Source organism: Paraburkholderia acidisoli (genome assembly GCF_009789675.1).
In the GTDB taxonomy this organism is placed as follows: Bacteria; Pseudomonadota; Gammaproteobacteria; order Burkholderiales; family Burkholderiaceae; genus Paraburkholderia; species Paraburkholderia acidisoli.
In genome coordinates this window covers 129,607-148,770 of the sequence record NZ_CP046914.1, presented here as the reverse complement: position 1 = coordinate 148,770, position 19,164 = coordinate 129,607, and the positions used below count along the sequence as shown (strand labels likewise).

18 protein-coding genes are annotated in these 19,164 nt (G+C 61.2%); 9 read left to right on the top strand and 9 right to left on the bottom strand.

Features of this window, described 5'->3' with window-relative positions; translation table 11 throughout:
- Positions 1-5,505: a trifunctional serine/threonine-protein kinase/ATP-binding protein/sensor histidine kinase gene (locus FAZ98_RS14935; protein ID WP_199272372.1), complete on the bottom strand. Its 5,505-nt coding sequence runs from the start codon at positions 5,503-5,505 to the stop codon at positions 1-3.
- Positions 5,506-6,275: 770 nt separating this feature from the next.
- Here FAZ98_RS14935 and FAZ98_RS14930 point away from each other — a divergent pair.
- Together FAZ98_RS14930 and FAZ98_RS14925 are read left to right on the top strand one after the other, a co-directional pair.
- Entirely contained in the window at positions 6,276-6,557 is a 282-nt protein-coding gene (locus FAZ98_RS14930; protein WP_199272371.1) for a DUF4148 domain-containing protein, read from the top strand.
- Positions 6,558-6,954: 397 nt separating this feature from the next.
- Complete coding sequence (locus FAZ98_RS14925) at positions 6,955-7,308, top strand: response regulator transcription factor (protein ID WP_233272772.1); 354 nt, start codon at positions 6,955-6,957, stop codon at positions 7,306-7,308.
- Between the two features lie 110 nt (positions 7,309-7,418).
- Here FAZ98_RS14925 and FAZ98_RS14920 read toward each other — a convergent pair whose 3' ends face one another.
- Positions 7,419-8,108, bottom strand: a complete 690-nt coding sequence (locus FAZ98_RS14920; RefSeq protein ID WP_158952101.1) for a type 1 glutamine amidotransferase domain-containing protein — start codon at positions 8,106-8,108, stop codon at positions 7,419-7,421.
- 53 nt (positions 8,109-8,161) lie between these two features.
- Entirely contained in the window at positions 8,162-9,007 is an 846-nt protein-coding gene (locus FAZ98_RS14915; protein WP_158952100.1) for an SDR family NAD(P)-dependent oxidoreductase, read from the bottom strand.
- 187 nt (positions 9,008-9,194) lie between these two features.
- Between FAZ98_RS14915 and FAZ98_RS14910 the strand changes: the two genes are divergently transcribed.
- Entirely contained in the window at positions 9,195-9,641 is a 447-nt protein-coding gene (locus FAZ98_RS14910; protein WP_199272370.1) for a GFA family protein, read from the top strand.
- Between the two features lie 160 nt (positions 9,642-9,801).
- Here the strand turns inward: FAZ98_RS14910 and FAZ98_RS35395 are convergent, their stop codons facing one another.
- Positions 9,802-9,942, bottom strand: coding sequence for a hypothetical protein (locus tag FAZ98_RS35395; protein WP_199272369.1), 141 nt, complete (start codon positions 9,940-9,942; stop codon positions 9,802-9,804).
- 191 nt (positions 9,943-10,133) lie between these two features.
- On the bottom strand, positions 10,134-10,904 hold the full coding sequence (locus FAZ98_RS14905) for an enoyl-CoA hydratase/isomerase family protein (RefSeq protein ID WP_158952099.1): 771 nt from the start codon (positions 10,902-10,904) through the stop codon (positions 10,134-10,136).
- Between the two features lie 357 nt (positions 10,905-11,261).
- Here FAZ98_RS14905 and FAZ98_RS14900 point away from each other — a divergent pair, with 357 nt between their 5' ends.
- Entirely contained in the window at positions 11,262-11,519 is a 258-nt protein-coding gene (locus tag FAZ98_RS14900; RefSeq protein ID WP_158952098.1) for a hypothetical protein, read from the top strand.
- A gap of 32 nt (positions 11,520-11,551) precedes the next feature.
- On the opposite strand, the gene FAZ98_RS14895 is transcribed toward FAZ98_RS14900, so the two are convergent.
- From FAZ98_RS14895 to FAZ98_RS14885, 3 genes are all read right to left on the bottom strand, one after another.
- A complete protein-coding gene (locus FAZ98_RS14895; protein WP_199272368.1) occupies positions 11,552-12,232 on the bottom strand; it encodes a response regulator transcription factor in 681 nt (226 codons plus the stop codon).
- 112 nt (positions 12,233-12,344) lie between these two features.
- Positions 12,345-12,965 (bottom strand): response regulator transcription factor, encoded by a 621-nt coding sequence (locus FAZ98_RS14890; RefSeq protein ID WP_407672094.1) that lies wholly within the window; start codon positions 12,963-12,965, stop codon positions 12,345-12,347.
- 373 nt (positions 12,966-13,338) lie between these two features.
- On the bottom strand, positions 13,339-14,844 hold the full coding sequence (locus FAZ98_RS14885; protein ID WP_199272367.1) for an MFS transporter: 1,506 nt from the start codon (positions 14,842-14,844) through the stop codon (positions 13,339-13,341).
- On the opposite strand from FAZ98_RS14885, the gene FAZ98_RS14880 reads away from it, so the two are divergent.
- The 5 genes from FAZ98_RS14880 to FAZ98_RS14860 all read left to right on the top strand — a co-directional run bounded on the left by FAZ98_RS14880 (position 14,795) and on the right by FAZ98_RS14860 (position 18,017).
- Positions 14,795-15,361, top strand: a complete 567-nt coding sequence (locus FAZ98_RS14880) for a hypothetical protein (protein WP_158952097.1) — start codon at positions 14,795-14,797, stop codon at positions 15,359-15,361. The two genes, FAZ98_RS14885 and FAZ98_RS14880, sit on opposite strands and share 50 nt — an antisense overlap.
- 161 nt (positions 15,362-15,522) lie before the next feature.
- Entirely contained in the window at positions 15,523-15,744 is a 222-nt protein-coding gene (locus tag FAZ98_RS14875) for a hypothetical protein (protein ID WP_158952096.1), read from the top strand.
- 163 nt (positions 15,745-15,907) lie between these two features.
- Positions 15,908-16,903, top strand: a complete 996-nt coding sequence (locus FAZ98_RS14870; protein WP_407672093.1) for an alpha/beta fold hydrolase — start codon at positions 15,908-15,910, stop codon at positions 16,901-16,903.
- A 13-nt stretch (positions 16,904-16,916) separates the two neighbouring features.
- Positions 16,917-17,198, top strand: coding sequence for a DUF4148 domain-containing protein (locus tag FAZ98_RS14865; protein WP_158952095.1), 282 nt, complete (start codon positions 16,917-16,919; stop codon positions 17,196-17,198).
- Between the two features lie 102 nt (positions 17,199-17,300).
- Positions 17,301-18,017 (top strand): RibD family protein, encoded by a 717-nt coding sequence (locus tag FAZ98_RS14860; RefSeq protein ID WP_158952094.1) that lies wholly within the window; start codon positions 17,301-17,303, stop codon positions 18,015-18,017.
- Positions 18,018-18,088: 71 nt separating this feature from the next.
- Here FAZ98_RS14860 and FAZ98_RS14855 read toward each other — a convergent pair whose 3' ends face one another.
- The gene (locus FAZ98_RS14855; protein ID WP_158952093.1) at positions 18,089-19,144 is read right to left on the bottom strand and encodes an NAD(P)-dependent alcohol dehydrogenase; all 1,056 of its coding nucleotides are present in this window, start codon (positions 19,142-19,144) and stop codon (positions 18,089-18,091) included.
- Positions 19,145-19,164 lie beyond the last annotated feature (20 nt).

Below are 19,164 nucleotides of genomic sequence, written 5' to 3'. Positions count from 1 at the left end.
TCAATCCAGCTCCGCTTCGGGTCCCGGTAATTCGAATTCGAACACCGCGCCGTGGGGCAGGTTCTGCCGCATTCGCAAGGTCCCGCCATGCGACTCCACGATCGACCGGCAGATCGACAGGCCCATGCCCATGCCCGTGGCCTTGGTCGTGAAGAACGGCTCGAACAGGCGCTCGGCGTCTTCCTCGCGGATACCGGGCCCCGTGTCGCTCACGGCAAGCTTGACGCCGTCGGTTTCGAACGGCCGCGTCGAGATCGTCAGCTCGCGCAGGTGATCGGCGGAGTCGCTCATGGCTTCCACGGCGTTCATGATCAGGTTCATCACGACCTGCATCAACTGCACGCGGTCGCCGCTGACCGTGCCCAGTTCGGTACCCAGGTCCTCGCGTATCGACACATGATGCTTGGTCGCCTCGCCGCGAGTGAGCGCGACGACTTCGCGGATCGCGTCGTTGAGCACGAACTGTTCGTGCCTGGCAGGCTGCTTCTTCACGAGCGCGCGCAGGCGCCGGATCACGTCGTTGGCACGCGTGCCGTTATGGACGACACGGCCCAGCGCGAGGCGCACCTCCTTCAGATTGGGCGGGTCCGCGTCGAGCCAATGCGAGGCCGCCTGTGCGCTGAATACCACCGAAGCGATCGGCTGCGTGATTTCGTGACTGATGGACGCCGTCAACTGGCCCAGGGTCGCGATCCGGTTCGCATGCGTCAGCTCGATTTCGATGTCGTGGAAGCGCTTTTCGCTGTGCCGCGCTTCCGCCTCGGCGCGTTTGCGTTCCGTGAGATCGACGACGAAAGCCACGATCTGTTCCGGCGAACTGCTGAGGATCGCGGCGCCGAGCAAGACCGCGACCCGGCTGCCGTCGGCGCGGAGATATTCCTTCTCGACCGGCTGAAGCTCGCCCTCTTTGCGTAACTGCGCGATGGCTTCCACGTCCTGCTGATGCCATTCGGGCGGCGTGAGATGCAGGCAGTTGATGCGCCCCGCTTCGAGATCGTCGCGGCCATAACCGATCATGCGCAAAAACGCGTCGTTCGCTTCGTAGATCGGCCCTTTCAGGTCCCAGATGAACACGCCGACGATATTGGCGTCCACGAGCCGGCGAATTCTGGCCTCGCGCTCGGCGAGATCGCGATAAAGCCGCGAATTCTCCAGAGAAATGGCGGCCTGCGAGGCAAGCAGTTTCAACACCGAAACGCGGCCCGCGGTGAAGACGTGCGGCGCCAGACTGTTCTCGAGGTAAAGCAACGCGATGGGTTTGCCTTGATGCACCAGCGGCACGCACGCCACCGACTGCGTGCGCGGCGGCGAAAAATACGGATCGGCCGAAAATTCGTGGCGTGCATTGGCGTCGTTCAATATGACGCTTTCCATCGTGCGCATGACGTAGTGCAGGATCGACACGGGCAACGTCGTGCGCTCGATCCCGGCCTTCTCGAGACTGACCGTGACGACGTCTTGCGTGGTCGTGGCCTCCGCCTCGATCCGCATTCCGGGGCCCGCACCGAACACCAGCAAACCGCGCTGCGCGCCTGCGTGGGCAATGGCCGTGCGCATGACGGTCTGGACCAGCCGGTCGAGCACGACCTCGCTGGAGATGGCGCGTGAAATCTTGAGCACCGTGGCGAGATCGAGATGTTCGACCGGCGCTTCCATGCTGCTCGCCACGGTATAAGGCTGATAGTCCTGAGAGAGTTTCGGGTGCGTCGCCTCGAGTTGCCGAACCTTGCCTTGCGCACCCCAGCGCAAATAAGCATGGCGCGCGTTCTTCACATAGAGTTCGGCGATCTCGGCCAGCTCGCGCGCCTCGTAGAATCTGGACGCGGCCTGATACGCCACGGCTTCGTTGTGCACGAAACCATTTTTACGCGCCGAGCGGATCGCGAGATCGTAGAGACGTTCCGCCTCGGGAATATCGCCGTCGATACGCGCCAGCTCCGCACCGACGAGCGCCGCGCGATTCTCGAAGTTTTCCGGGCAATGCGCGGCCCAAACCGACAATTGCCGATGATGCGCGGTGATTTCGTCTCTATGCCGCTGCTTTTCACCGGGATTCGCCGTGTGCCAGCAAGCCGCGTGACTCATGGCGCCATAGAAATGAAACTCCGCGGTCTCGAACTGCGAGGTCGCCACCCATAGCACCTTCGACGCATTGAACTTCGCGGCCACTGCGTGCGCGAAATCGTCGGCAATATAGCGCGCTTGCAGCTTGCGAACCCAGTAATCGAACTCGGGAAGCGCCAGCGATGGCGAGCTGCGCAAGTGCGCTTCGAATTCCCGCTCGCTGAATTGCGCCTCGTCGAACGAGCCGAATTGCGGCGTCAGGCCACGCAGCGTTCGCACGAGACCGCGATACGTCACCAGCATGTCGCTGACCAACCGGAAGCGCACGCGCTCCGAAATGGCCACGGCATTTTCGACCTCGCGCTGCACGGTCTCCAGGCTGTCGCCCACCGAGAGACAGTTCTGCGTCAGATCGCACAGCGAATACATCGTGTAGGTGAGATCGCCGCTTTCGCTCGCTATTTCGAAAGCGCGGCGAATCGGCTCGCGCCCTTCGAGCACATGTCTTGCCCACGGCACGACGATATTGCCGTACGAGGTGTAAATGCGCGCCCGGAAGCGCTTCAGATTGCGCTGATCGACCAGATCGAGTCCGAGCCGGCCAAACCGGTAACCCGCGGCGTATTGATCGAATAACGGCCCCGCGTAGGTGGCCAGCCAGACATAGGCATAGCAGGATGCGTCGCTGTTCCCGTATTCGAGGCTCAGGTTCACCATGCGGCACAGCACGAGCGCGCACAGATTCTGGTCGGTGAAAAACGCCGGCGTGACGATTTCCATCAGGATGTCGAGCGTGTCCTGAACCGCGACATCGTCGAGCAGCGGCAAGTCGATCAACGCTTCGATTTCGCGCCCGGCCCGCAGCGTTGCAATACGCCGGAACTCGCTTTCGACGACCTCCATGGACGGATGCGATTGCCATTCCGTGCCCGATTCGCGCAAATATTGGAGGCAAATGTCGATGCTGCGCTCGCTCTGGTCCATGGCCGTATGCAATGTAATCCGCAGCCGGGTGACGAGCGCCGCGTGGTGCGGCTTGAGCTTGCGGGCCACGAGTGGCGCGAGGCGAAATTCGGCCGCATGCATGTTGGTGTTGAGCAATTCGCATTCGGCCAGAGAAAAGTCCACGGCGAAACACAACTCGTAGTTCGCGTTCCAGTCGATGCCGCTCAACAACGCTTGCGCCGCCGAAAAATACGTCAATGCCGAAGCGAACGCCGTCGCGGCCTTGGCCCGTTTTCCCGCCCGCAGATTGAGTTCCGCCACGCGCTTGCGCTCGACGGGATCGACGATGAGTTCGATGGCGCGATTGAACTGACTGACGATTTCGAAAATCGTGTCGTCGAGTTGCGAAACGGGCGTGTGGTCGAGCAGCAAACGCCCGATCTCGCGGTGCGTGAAAGCGCGCTCCCGCTCGTCGATCAGCAGGTAAGCGGCTTCTTGAACCCGGTCGTGCAGGAAGCGGTAATGAGGCCCGGTGCGCAGGATCAGGCCGCTCTGAACCGCATACGACAATGCGTCCTGCACCGCCTCGGCCGAGGCGCGGCAAATCGTCTCCAGAATCGAGGCGCGGGCCGTATTGCCGATGCAGGAAAACTGTCTCAGTACCTGTTGCGTCTCTTCGGGGAGCCGGCTGATCTTGCCGATCATCAGCGTGACGACGTTTTCCGTATAGCCTTTGGCGTGAATCTGATTGAGATCCCACGACCAGCGCCCCGCGACGTGATCGAACGTCAGCAGATTTTCATCGGCGAGCGACGAGAGAAATTGCAGCGCGAAGAAGGGATTGCCGCCCGTCTTCTTGTGCAGCAAACGCGCGAGCGGGACGGCTTTCGTAATGGGACAACGCAACGCGTCGGTAACGAGTTGATCGAGTTGCGTGTTGACGAGCGGTCCCAGCACGACTTCGTCCACGGCCGCCCCCGATTGGCGGATAGCTTCCATGCGTCGCGCCAGCGGGTGGATCGCATCGACCTCGTTGCTCCGGTAGGCGCCCACCACCATGAGATTGTGCACATCGCCCTGCACGAACAGATCTTCGAGCACGTCGAGGGTTGCCACGTCGAGCCACTGCAAGTCGTCGAGGAAAATCACCAGCGGATGTTCCGGCCGCGCGAATACGGCAATGAAGCGCCGAAACATCAACTGGAACCGCCGGCGTGCGTCTTGCGGCGGCAACGCCGGCACCGGTGCCTGTGCACCGATGATGGTCGCGAGTTCCGGCACGAGATCCACGATGAGTTGGCCGTTGGCGCCCAGTGCCTGCTGCAACGCCTCGCGCCAGGTTACCAGTTCGTTTTCCGCGAGTATCTGCCGAACGCCGGCCTTGATCGCCACCGCCAGCGACGAATAAGGAATATCGCGGGTGTACTGATCGAACTTGCCGGCCCAGAAGAAACCTCTGCGCGGAACGAGCGCCCGGTGCAATTCGTTAACCACCGCCGACTTGCCGATGCCCGAATAACCCGAAACGAGTACGAGCTCGCTATGCTGGCGCTCGGCGACGCGATCGAATGCCGCAATGAGTTGCTCGACTTCGGCATGTCGCCCGTAGAGCTTTTCCGGTATCAGGAGTTGGTCGGGAATATCGAACTGGCCGAGTGCGAAGCTCGCGATATGTCCACGCGTTTCCCAGTGCGCGAGACAGCGCCGCAAGTCGCGCACCACACCGCCCGCCGTCTGGTAGCGGTCTTCCGCCGTCTTGGCGAGCAACTTCATGACGATTGCCGAGATGGCGGGCGGCAGCGCGGGCACCCGTTCGATCGGCGGCAACGCCTGCCGCGCGATATGGCAATGCACCAGTTCCATGGGGTCGGTGGCGTTGAAGGGCAATTGGCCCGTCAACATCCAGTAGAACACCACGCCGAGTGAATACAGATCGCTGCGTGAATCGATCGAGCGATTCATCCGGCCGGTCTGCTCGGGCGCCATATACGCCAACGTACCGGCGATAAACTCGGGGGGCTCCGGCAACTGGCGCTCGCGGCGCACCAATGAAGCGATGCCGAAGCCCGTGAAGCGGACGTTTCGACTCGCTTCGTCGACGAGAATATGATTGGGCGCGATGTCGCGATGAACCAGGCCTCGCGAGTGCAGTTGCGCCAGCGCCGACGCGATATTCACGGCGAGGCGCAGAAAGGCCACCGTGATGATGGGCACGCCCAGGGACGCGAGCGGGACGCCGCCGGGATCCTCCAGGATCAGCGACATCTCGCCCTGCTCGCACAGCAATTGCAGCGGACGCACCGCCGCGGAGCAGTTCAGCCGGTCGGCCAGCGCATATTCATGGGCCAGGCGGTCCACGACGCCGCGTGCGGGTTGCGCACGCACCGCTCGCACGACCAATACGGGTTCGTCGACGCGGTCGTCGAGCCGCCGCCTTCCCCGATACACCCGGTAGGCTCCATCCTCCCACGCGACCTGCAGCGATTCGACTGGCATCCCATCGGGCAACGGGCCTAAGCGTATCAACAAACACTCCCTGAGCGGCAAACCAACCACCGAGCCATGCAGAACCGGAGTGACGAATGACCGCCCACGGGCACGACGGCGTCACCGTTCGCAGCCGAAACGCCGCCTGCGCAGGTTTCAAAACCATGCGCAACCGCTTCGCTTCGTATTGATCTGGTTTGTTCTATGTATGCTATTTCGCACTTGCCCTGAAAGATTACCTTCCCTGAATTTCAGACGCAACCGCGGTTTGAAAGCCGTTTTACCGAAAGCTTCATTCTCGTCGAATCGTACGAATGAAATGAAGATTGAGTGTCGCGCGACCCGATTATGGGGAAGACGCATGACATCATTTTATGAGCCACCGAATCTTTCATATTCATGACACCGTGAGTGTGCCGGCGCCCGGCGAGGATTTCATTCTTCCGATCAATAGCCGGATTCAAACCATCTGAACGGGCCGATGTGAGCAGCGCTCGCCGCTTTTCACGTTAGATGAATTGGCTAACCAGCTCTCCCGGCGCGTCACGTGAATTCAACCCTGAGTCGGCCTTATTGCTTTCGGAGCGCGTACCTATTCGACGATCAATTCGATTTCTTTATGGCTGCCAAAAAGACGGGACAAAGTCATTTCATCCGGCAATAGAATTCTCTTTTCTCTTTCGGCCGATTACTCAAACTCGCCATAAAACTTACTCTGATAACGAGATTCGTACGCGACGCGTACACGATGCCATGCCCTCACGTCGGAGATTGCACTCATGAAACTGCCCGGTCTCGTTATCGCCATGACAATTGCCGCGGCTTATATGCTGCCTGCGCGCGCCTTCGCACAAACCAACGCACCGGTGACACGCGCGCAGGTGAAGGCCGAACTGCGTGCGCTCGAACAGGTGGGATATAACCCCGCCATTAGCGAAGACATCAACTATCCCTCCGACATTCAGGCGGCCGAAGCACGCCTGCGCGCAACCGGGCCGGTGAGCACGCCGGTCTCCAGCGCAACGAATCGCGCGAACCCGGTAACCTCGCCCAGCGATTGACTTCGCGCCGCAACCTGCTTCGCGGCGAGTGCGCCATGTGCATCACCCAGCGTCTGCCCGCGCGGGTCAATTCCCGTGCGTTCGACACCGCGTGAAGCGTTACGCCGGGTGCGAAACTTGCGCTTCGATTGTTGCAGCATTCGTGGTCACCGCAATGAAATTCATTCACTGCGCATGAATTTCATTCAAGCTCGATGACAGATTAGCAATGAGAGGAAAAGGAGCGTCGCTATTTTTCATACGCCGTAATCAAGACCGTTGCGCTCTATACCATCGTATGGTTACCGTGCACTGCCTGGTGGGCTAAGGTGTATCCAGAAAGACTAACAACCTGAAGGGCAGCCCCGATATTGGCGGGTATGTCCGTCCGAGGGATGGCGTGACTCCAGTCGCTCTTGTGTCCATCGTTGAGGACGATGAGTCGGTTCGAGAAGCAATCGAAAGTCTCATCCGTTCGGTGGGATGGGACGTATTGACTTTCGACTCGGCCAACGCATTTCTCAACTCCGGCGCCGTCAATCAAACACGGTGCCTGATCTCGGACGTCACCATGCCGGGCATGTCCGGCATTGAAATGCATGCGCGGCTTCTGGCACGCGGCTATGTACCGCCCACCATCTTCATTACCGCTTATCCTACCGCCAGCGACGAAGCCACGGCGCTCGCCAACGGCGCGCTTGCCTACTTCGAGAAGCCCGTGGACTCCGCCCTGATTCTGGAAAAGGTTCGGCAGGCACTGGGGCTGCCGTAGCCGCGATGGCTCCGCGCGATGACTCCGCGGTTACGCTGGCACAACACGCAAAAACGCGAATACCCCGGACGCGATCGAGTCACGTCCGGGGTATCGGCATTGACGCTACGTTACTTGCCCATTTGCCTCAATTTGGTCACCAGGGCTTTCGCGCCCGGCGCAGACGACGCCGGGTTCTGGCCGGTGATCAACAGGCCGTCGTCCAGCACGTAAGGCTGCCAGTCCGCGACACTCGAGTATTTGCCGCCCTTCGCCTTCAGTTCGTCTTCCACGAGGAACGGCACCACCTTCGTCAAACCAACCGCCTCCTCTTCGGAATTCGAAAAGCCGGTGACGGTTTTGCCTTTCACCAGCGGCGCGCCGTCGGCGCCAATCACGTGGCGCAATACACCCGGCGCATGGCAAACGAGCGCGACCGGTTTGCCCGCTGCGATCGTGCGCGCGATCAGGTCGATCGAATCCCGATCCTCGGCCAGATCCCACATCGGTCCGTGGCCGCCCGGATAAAAGACACCGTCGAACTCGTCGTGCGCGACGTCCTTGAGTTTTGCGGTGCTGGCCAGTGCGGCCTTGGCCGCGGCGTCGGCTTCGAAGCGCCGGGTCTGATCCGTCTGATTGGCAGGCTCGTTGCTCTTCGGGTCGAGCGGCGCCTGACCGCCTTTCGGCGAGGCGAGCGTCACCTCCACGCCCGCATCCTTGAACACATACCAGGGCGCAGCGAGTTCTTCCAGCCAGAAACCTGTCTTGCGGCCCGTGTTGCCCAGCTGATCGTGCGAAGTCAGAACCACGAGAATCTTCACGGTTTTCTCCTTGATCCGTTAAAGGCAGTGACAAAAAATCGGCAAGCGCCGCGTCAAACCGGCAGATCTTCCGCGGCCGCGTTGGGATAGCCGGGATACCAATTGTTCTTGACACCGAGCGTGCGCACGTCGAATTCGACATCGCCCGTGTAGCGCGGTGCGTATTTCGCGAACGCCGCCTCGATCTCGCGCCAGCGCGCGTGAATCCGCACCATGTTGAAGGCATGAGAAACAATATAGAACTCGCCGGCGAGCAGTTGGCGCATTACGAGCGCCGCGTAGGCGTCGGTGTCCATGCCCTGTTCGGTCTCTCTCGCCAGTTCCGAGCGCACGAGTCCCGGGCAGATCAGCGCGACTTCGATGTGCTTCGGCACCTCTTCGCGCAAGGCAACCGTCATGGCCAGCACCGCGTGCTTACTCAGGATATACCCAGCGCCTTCGGGTATCGCATTGAAGAACGCGTTTTCGGAGCCGACGTTGTAGATCGCAGCGGGCGTACCTTGAGCGATGAAGCGCCGCCCGAAGATGGACACGCCGTTCCATACCCCGAACAGATTCACGTTCAGCACTTTCTGCACGTCTTCGGGCTTCGAATCGATAACGGTCGACGGAATGGGGCCCACGCCCGCGTTATTGACGATCACATCGGCACGGCCGAACTGCTGCCAGGCAAATTCGGCGAGCGCCTCGACCTGCTCGCGTTGTGTGACGTCGCACTCGAAGCATTCCACGCGAGCCGCATGCGGCGCGAGTGCCTCCACGGCGGCTTTCAGACGCTCGCGCTGAATACCCGCGATCAGCAACAAGGCGCCCTGCAAAGCGAACTGTTTCGCGAGCGCGAAACCGATGCCGGTCGCCCCGCCCGTCACGACAACCACCTTACCTTTGTAATCCTTCATGACGCTGGCTCCGCACAGTGCGTTGAACGTGAAAGAGCCACCATTTATACGCACAACGGCTTGCCGGTTCTGTCCGGAAACCCCGGCTTTCGATCACGCACGGCGCACTGCGTCCTTGCGTGAGACCACGGGACAATGCGAGCGGAATCGTCGTCCCGGGCCACCCCTTGCGCCTGACCGGATTCCCATGGTGTTTCTTCAACGAACGAGGTCCCGGATCATGGCAAAAAAACACACTGGTCAGTGCGCGTGCGGCGCGGTGAAATTCGAGTTCGAAACCGACCCCACGTTTATCGCCGATTGCTATTGCAAGGATTGCCAGAAAGCCGGCGGCGGCGCCATGGCGACGTTCTTCGCCATTCCCGAAAGCGATTTCACGCTACTCAGCGGCACGCCGAAAGCCTTTCACTACACCGCGCAATCGGGCAACGGCCTCGACCGCAACTTTTGCCCCGAGTGCGGCGCGCGCCTGTTCACGAGCAACCTGGCAGGGTTTCCCAAGACCGTGTTCGTGACTATCGGAAGTCTGGACAATTCCGATGGCATTGCGCCCATACTCGAAATGTTCACCAAGCGCCGCCTCAAATGGACGCAGCACCTGGACGTACCTCAGTTCACCGACATGCCGGGTTGAAGCGTCGCAGCGTCATTGCATCGCCTCCCGCATTCACCGTAAACAGCAACGCACCGGCCCGCGCCATGGCATCGATGGCGCGGGCCGGTGCATTTCAAGCCGTGTGTTGAGCGAACGTGCCATGCAGCGGCTCAATGTGAATCCATGCGTTGATACGGCGCTATTGCAGGCAAATGTCCCGATAGTCGACCGTGCGCCGATAAACATGCCGGTTCAGCCAGGGAACAAAGGTGTATTCCATATAGGCTTCGCTGCAAATGATGATCCAGTTGTGCAGCGTCGAGGACGGAAGCTGGGACATGGGCGGAACTCCAGAAAGCCGCCTTGCGAGTGGGACGCACCGACTCGCCGCGACAGTTCCAGCCTAGTCGTCTTAAGGGATCATGACCATGCTACCGTGGCATAGACGCGCTTTCCGCAGTCCGCTAACGCGCTATACGTTCGTATGGGCGCGAACCGCTTTTTGCCCGGCAGCTCATCTCGCGCCTGGTTTCAAAGCGCCTCGAAGCCTTCGCGATAATCGGAATTGTGAAGTCTGCCGTTGATATGGCCTTCCATTTCGATCCCCATCGACAACGACGAATCGTCGATATCGTTGAGCAGCCGTTTCGCCGCACGTTGCGCGAGCGGCGAAAACGCCAGCAGCTCGCGCACCATGTCGTCGGTGGCGCTCTCCAGATCGCTGTCGGGCACGAACTCGGTCACGATGCCCCAGTCGAAAGCCTGCGGTCCCGAGATTTGCCGCGAGCGCATGATGATGTCTTTGGTGCGGCCGATTCCCACCATTTTCTGCAGCCTGGCCGAGCCACCCGAACCGGGAAGCTGCCCAATGCGCTGCTCCGAGAGCGCGTACATGGTCGTTTCCGTTGCAAGCCGGAAATCGCACGCAAGCGACAACTCGAAACCCACGCCGAAGCAGTAGCCGCGATTCGCGGCAATGACGGGCTTGCTGCAACGTGCGGGCGCCGACACATTCCACGCGAGATTGGAAATATCCTCCGCCGAAATGCCGCCAAGCCCCACGATGTCACCGCCCATCGAAAAGTGTTCTCCCACGGAGCGCAATACGATCACACGAATTTGCGGATCGTCGTCGAGTGCCTCGAATACGAGGCGCAGTTGCTCGCGCTGCTCCATGGTGACGACATTGAATGGCGGCCGGTCCAGCACGATATCCACGCGCGCGCTCACCTCGGAAAACTCCACGCGAAAGCCGCTGAGACTGGTGAGCAGTGCTTGCGCCGGATGAACAATCCTGGTCATTGCGTTGCCTCTCACTGCAGTTCGATCAATAGTTCGAGCCGGTCAAGCAACGACGCTCGTTCCGCCATTCGAGCGACGACTTACCGGTGCACGCACTCCGTATCACCCCCTCGTATCGAGCAGGTTGAATAGCCAGGCAAACTATGCCAGCCATATCGAGGAACGAAAAGTTAATTGTGGTAAAGCGAAAGATCGCGATCCCGCGTATTCGTCACAGGATTGAATCGCATGCCGAAGCCTGCGCCAAACGCCAGGTTCCGCGCAAAGAAGCGGTCAATCCGGAAAGACAGGATGCTAGTGCCGCGACCACACTGCGCCATGAGCCGACGATGAATTCATCACGAAGGAACGGAAATCATGAAGCGCACTTTCTTGCGGGTCACGCTGTTGTTGGCAACGACGTGGGTTTCCACGACCGCGTGGGCAAGCGGCTACGGACCGTCGCCCTTTTATCGGCCCGAAGTCAATCCGTACACGCTGCATTGCGGCCATGCGCGCGCGGCGAAACCGGCAAGCACGCCGGACGACACCGGTTTTGGCGGCACCGCGCAAGAGGTCGGCCAGTCGGGCGGCCCCGCCCGCATGAGCGAAGCCCCCCTTTACGGCCATCATTGAGGCCCGCGTTCGAACGCACGCAAGCAACGCGGCTAAGGCGCGCCGGGGGTGTTGGGCGACGTGACCGCGGCAATGCCTAGCATGCGGGCCTTGGAAAGAAATTCGCCCAGCGTTCGCGTGCCGAGACGCCTCATGCCCTCACCCCGATAAATCTTGACGGTGATTTCGGTGATACCCAATTCTTCCGCAATTTCACGGTTCGGCATGCCGCAGGCCACGAAATGCATGACCTGCCGCTGCCGTGGCGTCAATTCGAGCCAGCGGTTCTTGATATCTTGAGTGGCCAATTCTTCCGCAATACGGGTTCGATCGAGGTCGACGGCCTCCGCAATGGCTTCGAGCAAATCCTGATCGCGAACCGGCTTGGTGAGGAAATTGACGGCGCCCGCCTTCATGGCCTTGACGGTCATGACGATGTCGCCATGCCCCGTGATGAAAATGACGGGATGCGCAATGCCACGCCGTGCCAGCTCGCGCTGCACCATGAGACCGCTGGCGCCGCGCAAGCGCACGTCGAGGACGATGCACGCCGGACCGGAGATAGGCTCCGCCTCGAAGGCTCCGATCAACGCCTCGCCGCCGGAGAAGGCATTGGCCTGCATCCCCACGGATCTCAATAGCTGCTCCAGGGATTCCCGCACGTCGTCGTCGTCTTCGACCACGAACACGGTCGGCGCATCGAAATGAGCCACGCCGGCAGGTTGAACGTTCACTCGCGCACCCCACAATCAGACGGCAAATTCATCATGGACCGCTACCGCTCGCACGCATACGGCAGCGGAACAGCAACCGGGCAAGCAACCGAAGCGCGCCCGCGTGATGGCTTCACAGGCGGCGGCGCGGCGGCTTGCGTGGTTCGACGCCTAACCGCTGGGCGTCGCGCACGAGATCGACCACCGACATCACCCCCATCTTTCGCATGACATGGCCGCGATGCAATTTCACCGTGATTTCGCTTACGTGCATTTCGTCGGCGATCTGTTTGTTGAGCAGTCCGGAAAGCACGAATTCCAGCACCTCGTGCTCTTTCGGCGTGAGCGCGTCGAAACGCTGACGGAGTTCAGTCAGCGCGGAGTCGGCGGCGAGGCGGTCCGCATCGCGAATCAGCGCCTGCGCCACGGCGTCGAGCATCTCCTGCTCGCGAAACGGCTTGGTGAAAAAATCCATGGCGCCCGCCTTCATCGCTTTCACGGACATCTCGACGTCGGCATAACCGGAAATAAACAGGATCGGAATATTGGGTACGAGTTTCGTGACCGAACGCTGAAACGCCAAGCCGTTCTCGCCCCGCAATCTCACGTCGAGAATCAGGCAGCTCGGCACGTCTTCCCGCCCGAAATTGACGAATTCGAGCGGCGTCTCGAAGAGTTCGACACGGTGCCCGACGGAGCGCAACAACCCGCCCAACGACAACCTCAGTTGTTCGTCGTCGTCGATGACGTACACCACGGAGGAACCCGGCATTCCACCGTTGTTGGTCGAAGTCGACCGCGTCATGATTGTCATCCGGCTTCCTCTTGGCCCGACCTGTTCGGATCGCACTGCGACTACGATCGCCTGGGGCAACGCGCGCGGCGCTCGAGCGCGGCACTGAAAGGCGGATGTCGGGAAACGGCTTCGCGCGTGCGGCTTGATTTGTCTGCGTCATGCATTGCACAGCGAAACGGACACGATGAAAGCTGCGCAACGAAACTATTTTAATGGGAATTCTTCCCATTGGTTTTTTAAATGCGCGACGAAGCCCGCATGACCATGCGTGTTAACCGTCGATCGCCATTCATGCAATCAAAGTTTGCATACGTCTTTAATCGCTTCTATTTCACGTTCGGGATTGCGACGAATCCGCCGGAACGATCGCTTCCCTGTTCGCCGGCACCGAGACGTGCGGCGACCAACGCAGCGTAGCGACGAACACGATCAGCCCCGCGAGCGTCAGGCCGAACCCTGCCCACACGGCGGAAAGCACCCCCCACCCCGCACTGATCGCGGTCCCGCCCGCCCACGCACCGAGTGCATTGGCAACGTTCAGGGAAGCGAGATTCATCGCCCCCATCAGCGTGGGAGCTTCGGGCGCGAAGCGCGTCAGACGGACCTGTATGGTGGGAATGGCGAACATCATCGTCGCCCCGACACCGAAGAGCGACGGCATCAGCACGGCCGCATTGGCCCCGAACGCGGCGAGCACGGCCAGCACGGCGAGCGCACTGCCGAATCCAATAACGAGCCCGCGTGCCGCGTGCGTATCGGCCACCCGTCCGCCCAACGCATTGCCCGCCGTCATGCCGACCCCGAAGAGCGCGAGCGCAATGGGAATCACGGATTCATGCAGTCTCGCAACGTCCGTGACGAGCGGACCGATGAAGGTGTACACCGCGAAGATACTGCCAACGCCCAGCGCGGCCACGATCATCGTGATCGCGACCGAAGGCCGGCGCAACGCGGCGAGTTCCTGTGCGAGCGGGCCGCCGTCCAGCGCGGCGTTCACGGGCACCCAGATCCACAGCGCCGCGAGTGCGAGCATGGCGAGGACGCCCACTACGAGGTAGGTCTCGCGCCAACCGAGCGTCTGCCCCAGAAAAGTGGCGAGCGGCGACCCGAAGATCGTCGCGATAGTCAGCCCCGACATCACGATCGCGAACGCCTTGCCCGCACCGCCGGGGCCGACGATATACGACGCGACGAAGGCACCCGCGCCGAAATACGCGCCCTGAGGCAAGCCGCTGAGAAAGCGCGCCATTGCGAGGGTCGTGACGCTCGTTGCCATGGCCGAGAGCAGATTGCCCACGACGAACATCGCCATCAGAACGAGCAATAAGGTTCTGCGATTCAGTCGCGCACACACGAGCGTGACCAGCGGCGCTCCGACCACGACACCCAATGCATAGGCCGTGATCGCATCGGTCGCTCTGGGAACGGCGACACCCAGCGCCGAGGCGAACAATTGCAGTATTCCCATGCTCGCGAATTCGGATGTGCCGATGCAAAAGCTGCCGAGCGCCAGCGCGAATAACGTCAAGCCGCGTTTGCGCACTTCGGGTTCGCGCGAGCAATGAACGACCACCGACTCGCATTCCGCCGCATACGCTTTCTCGTGCATGATCGCTCTCCCCATTGCGCTCCGGCGCCCGGCCCAATCATGCCTGACCTCGACACCGCGGTCGCGGTGCCGTTTCAATGCGCAATTTGCGTATTCAACGCGAAAGAATCCGTCGCGCAATGGTTTCACACTCGGCCTGAATTGTTTTCCGGCGATTGCCGGTGCCGCGAGGATTATCGTGAATTCCGAAGAACGTTTTATGCTGCCCTCCGAGCCGTTGTTTCCCACGCCCGCCATTCACGCGAGGGAGACAGACCCCGAGGGACTCGTTCCGCTAAATGCCGCGTGGAAAGCGCTGGTGGTCGCGGTCTGGCTATGGTCGCTGTTCGAGACGCGTTGGGAACTCGCTGGCGAAACCCGGATGATGGCCGTCATGGCGACGCTGAGCGCCAAGCTCGTGTTGACCGTGATCGTATTCGGCGCGCTGCGGAGAAACCACGTTTCACTGGTTCTTTTCTCGTTCTGTTGCACCGTGAGCATTATCGTCATTGCCATGGCATTGCCACGCATGTATGCAATCGCGCCTTTCTACTTCTTTCTGTGCTTGATCGAAACCGTACTCAAGACCGCTTCGGTCGTTGCATTGGCATTCGATTATTTCGGTCGCGATACCGTCGTCGACGAATCCCTCCCATTGCCAACACGCTTTCGCCCGGGCGTGGCTTCCGCCACGAGTGAGTTCGGTGAATTCGGCAACGCTACGCGCTTTCGCGAAAGCTTTGAGACCGATGAAATGCGACGATGAATGCGTGCAGAGTTTCACGTTTGTCTTTGTCTCCTCCGGCGGGATCGCATTTCCCGCCCTTTGTCCGCCCGCGCTTGCGCGGGCGCTTTCTCGCGCTCGCCGCCTCGCAAGACATTCGCCCTCTGCTCACCGATCGACCTGTCTCGCTCCAGGAGATATTCATGAAAGCCACTCAAGCGACCCTGTTCTTTCTCGCGGTCGTGCCCATGCTCGCGCATGCGCAAGCACCGATGCCGTCGGATGGCGGCACGCAAACGGCCACGGCGGCCGCACAACCGTCTCAGCGCGCCGATCAGGCCTCGCATGCCGCGATGCATCGTTGGCACGACAACGGCGACTGTGTCGGCCCCAATAGCTTCTGCAATCTGTTCGCGGGAAGTTAGCCGCCATGCCGGCCTGGCGGTGAAAACGCGTGCATTGCCGAAAGAAGCCGCGAATGCCCCGCTTTAGCATGAACTCGCGCTCGAAACGTCGAGAAACGGCAGCGACTTTCTCGAGCCCGACTTTCCTGAACCGCACACCAACGCCTTACGACAAGGACACATTGTGGATACGATCATCGGACAGCTTTCATCGAATCGTCGACAGGTACTCGCCGCCAGCGCCGGCGTGGCAGTCGCGGCGCTCACCGCGCCCGCCATCGCCATGGCCGAAGCGACGGCCGGCAACGGCCATGCGCGAACCGCCTCGCCCTCGCACGCCTCGCGCGGCGAGCGCTTCACCGCCGACTCCGTTACGGTGAAGGATGGCACGCGGATCTATTTCAAGGACTGGGGCAGCGGCAAACCCGTCGTGCTCTCGCATGGCTGGCCGCTCGACGCCGACGCATGGGACACCCAGATGCTGTTCCTCGTGCAGCACGGCTACCGCGTGATCGCCCACGACCGCCGCGGCCACGGGCGCTCCGGCCAGTCGTCGGGGGGCAACGACGTGGATACCTACGCCGACGATCTCGCCGCCGTCATCGAGGCACTCGATCTCAAGCAGGTCACGCTCGTCGGACACTCCATGGGCGGCGGCGAGATCGCGCGTTACATGGGGCGCCATGGCACGTCGCGCGTGGCGAAGGCCGTGCTGATCAGCGCGGTCGTGCCGCTCATGCTCAAGACCGACAGCAATCCGGATGGCTTGCCCATGTCGGCATTCGATAACATCCGTTCGAATCTCGCCGGTAATCGTTCGGTGTTCTACACGAATCTCGCGCTGCCGTTCTACGGCTTCAACCGGCCGAATGCCAAAGTCGAACAAGGCACGGTCGAGGAATTCTGGCGCGAAGGCATGGCCGGTTCGATTCTCGGGCAATACCAGTGCGTGCAGCAATTCACTGTCGATTACACGGCCGACCTGAAGAAAATCGACGTGCCGACCTTGATCCTCCATGGCGACGACGACCAGTTGGTACCGGTCAAAGTCGCCGCTGAAATGTCCGCGAAAATCATCAAGAACGCCCGGCTGAAGATTTACCCGGGCGCCCCGCACGGCATGTGCACAACGGCAGCCGAGCAGGTCAACGCCGACCTGCTCGCCTTCCTGCAAAGCTAGTGCGATTGCCTCGATGAAACGCTCACGGGTTGCGGGAATTGTCTTGCTGCTGGGCGGCGCGCCACTGCACACGCTCGCGCAAACCGCGAGCGGCCCCGTTACGCGCGCCGCGGTGATCGAGCATCTGGTCGACGTCGAACGCGCCGGCTTCCTGCCCACCCAGGCGTCGAGCCTGCGCTTCCCCTTCAATGTGGAAGCGGCCGAAGCGCGCGTCGCCGCGCAACACGCGACGCGTTCGAGCGAACCGCGGACCGATACCGCCGACGAGGCGCAAACTGTTGAGCCACCGCGTTGAGCCGCGCGTTGCCGCGCTCTGCCCTGCGCTATTCAGGTATGGGAATTGCAAATTCAATGAGTCAGTGAGATCCCCGAACACGTTGCTCAAGAGGAGCCCGCCATGCGCCCCCGAATCATCTGCCACATGATGTCGTCGATCGACGGTAAATTGCATCCGAGCCGTTATTCGATGCCGCACGGTTTCGACCGGCGCCATTTCGTGACGCAATACGAAAACGTCGCGGCCAGTCTGGGCGGCGACGGCTGGCTCGTCGGCCGCGTGACGATGGCCGAAATCGTGAAGGACGAGCGCAGCGCGTCCATCGCAACGGGCGCTACGGGCACGCGCGAAGCGTGGCTCAATCCCGAACGCAAGCCCACCTTCGCGATCGGGCTGGACCCCGACGGCAAGCTGCACTACCCGCGGCCCACCGTGGGCGAAGAACAGATCGCCGCCGTGCTCGGCGAGCACGTCTCGGACGCCTATCTCGCCGAGTTGCGCCAGAGCGGCGTCTCGTACGTTTTCGCGGGGAAGGACGGCCACGATCTGCAAGCGGGCGTCGAGGCACTGGGCAACACCCTGGGCATCAAGACGCTGCTGCTCGAAGGCGGCGCGGGCATCAATGCGGCTTTTCTGAAAGCCGGTTTGATCGACGAACTCAGTGTGTTGATTTGCCCCGGCATCGACGGCGTGCGCGGCGTGCAAACGATCTTCGAAGGCCCGGAGGAAAATCGGCCCGGCTACGGCCAATCGCTCGCATTCCAGTCGGTGGAGACGCTCGAGGGTGGCAGTGTTTGGCTGCGCTATCGCGTCGAGCATGGCGAGCGCGCCAATTAACGCCTGGGTGGCATCCGATTAATTATGCGGCCCGCAACCGGTCATTCATGGCCGATTACGGGCCGTTTTCATTACCACTTCATGACAGCACGGCCAACGATCTCGCCCACGCGCAGGCGGTTGATATAGTCGTTGAGCTGATCGAACGAGAAGGTCGTGACGGTATGGCGGATCTTGTCTTCCGCCGCGAGCGCCATGACTTCCATCAGGTCGATATTGTTGCCCCAGAACGAACCATGCAGCGTTTGCTCGCGCGACACACGCGGGAAAAGCGGAATATCGATGCGATCCCCCACCAGCCCGACATCGACATAATGACCGCTGATCGACAGCAGGCTCATGGCGAGTTGCACCATCTCGGGCGCGCCCGCGCAATCGATCATGGCGTCGAGATCTTTCTGCCCAGTGAGTTGGGCGAGTTCCTTGCTGATATCCGCCGACGTTTTGCCTTTGATATCGACGATATAGTCGGCGCCATATTCCTTCGCGATCGCGAGTTTCTCGGGATTGCGTGCGAGCGCCACCACGCGCGCGCCGCCGCCGAGTATCTTCGCGTACTGCACCGCATAACCGCCCAGCCCGCCGATGCCGAACACGCCCACCACGCGGTCCGGACCCATCGCGCCGGAATCGCGTAGCTTCTTGATGCCGCGATACGGCGTGAGTCCCGCGTCGGTCAGCGGCGCGAGCGTTTCGAACGGCAGCCGCTTGTCGACCTTGATCAGATAGCGCGCGGGCACCGGCAGAAACTCGGCGAAACCGCCCACCGGCCCGAAACCCGGCCAACGCACGTTGGGACAAATATGCGTATTGCCGATCTGGCAATGACGGCAAATGCCGTCGCCCCAACCCGGCGCCACCACGACATGGTCGCCCTCGCGAAAGCCGGCCGCCTCGGGCACGATATTGCCGATCGCGTGCACGACACCGGTGATTTCGTGGCCGAGCGTGATAGGCGTTGGAATATCCGCGTATTTGCGGAAATAGCCGTCCACGAGTTGCACGTCGGAACGGCACATTCCACAGGCTTTCACCTGCACGAGAATTTCGTCGGGTTTGATATCGGGTACAGGCACGTCCTCCAGAACGAGAGGCTGGCCGTATTCATGCATGCGTGCTGCTTTCATAACCGGATCCTTTATTCAGT

What these genes read in the sequence shown, in the direction of transcription:
- FAZ98_RS14875 (WP_158952096.1), top strand. Translation starts at nt 15,523, where the DNA reads ATGAAAGCCACTCAAGCGACCCTGTTCTTTCTCGCGGTCGTGCCCATG.
- FAZ98_RS14930 (WP_199272371.1), top strand. Translation starts at nt 6,276, where the DNA reads ATGAAACTGCCCGGTCTCGTTATCGCCATGACAATTGCCGCGGCTTAT.
- FAZ98_RS14860 (WP_158952094.1), top strand. Translation starts at nt 17,301, where the DNA reads ATGCGCCCCCGAATCATCTGCCACATGATGTCGTCGATCGACGGTAAA.
- FAZ98_RS14865 (WP_158952095.1), top strand. Translation starts at nt 16,917, where the DNA reads ATGAAACGCTCACGGGTTGCGGGAATTGTCTTGCTGCTGGGCGGCGCG.
- FAZ98_RS35395 (WP_199272369.1), bottom strand. Translation starts at nt 9,942, where the DNA reads ATGTCCCAGCTTCCGTCCTCGACGCTGCACAACTGGATCATCATTTGC.
- FAZ98_RS14935 (WP_199272372.1), bottom strand. Translation starts at nt 5,505, where the DNA reads ATGCCAGTCGAATCGCTGCAGGTCGCGTGGGAGGATGGAGCCTACCGG.
- FAZ98_RS14910 (WP_199272370.1), top strand. Translation starts at nt 9,195, where the DNA reads ATGGTGTTTCTTCAACGAACGAGGTCCCGGATCATGGCAAAAAAACAC.
- FAZ98_RS14905 (WP_158952099.1), bottom strand. Translation starts at nt 10,904, where the DNA reads ATGACCAGGATTGTTCATCCGGCGCAAGCACTGCTCACCAGTCTCAGC.
- FAZ98_RS14900 (WP_158952098.1), top strand. Translation starts at nt 11,262, where the DNA reads ATGAAGCGCACTTTCTTGCGGGTCACGCTGTTGTTGGCAACGACGTGG.
- FAZ98_RS14915 (WP_158952100.1), bottom strand. Translation starts at nt 9,007, where the DNA reads ATGAAGGATTACAAAGGTAAGGTGGTTGTCGTGACGGGCGGGGCGACC.
- FAZ98_RS14855 (WP_158952093.1), bottom strand. Translation starts at nt 19,144, where the DNA reads ATGAAAGCAGCACGCATGCATGAATACGGCCAGCCTCTCGTTCTGGAG.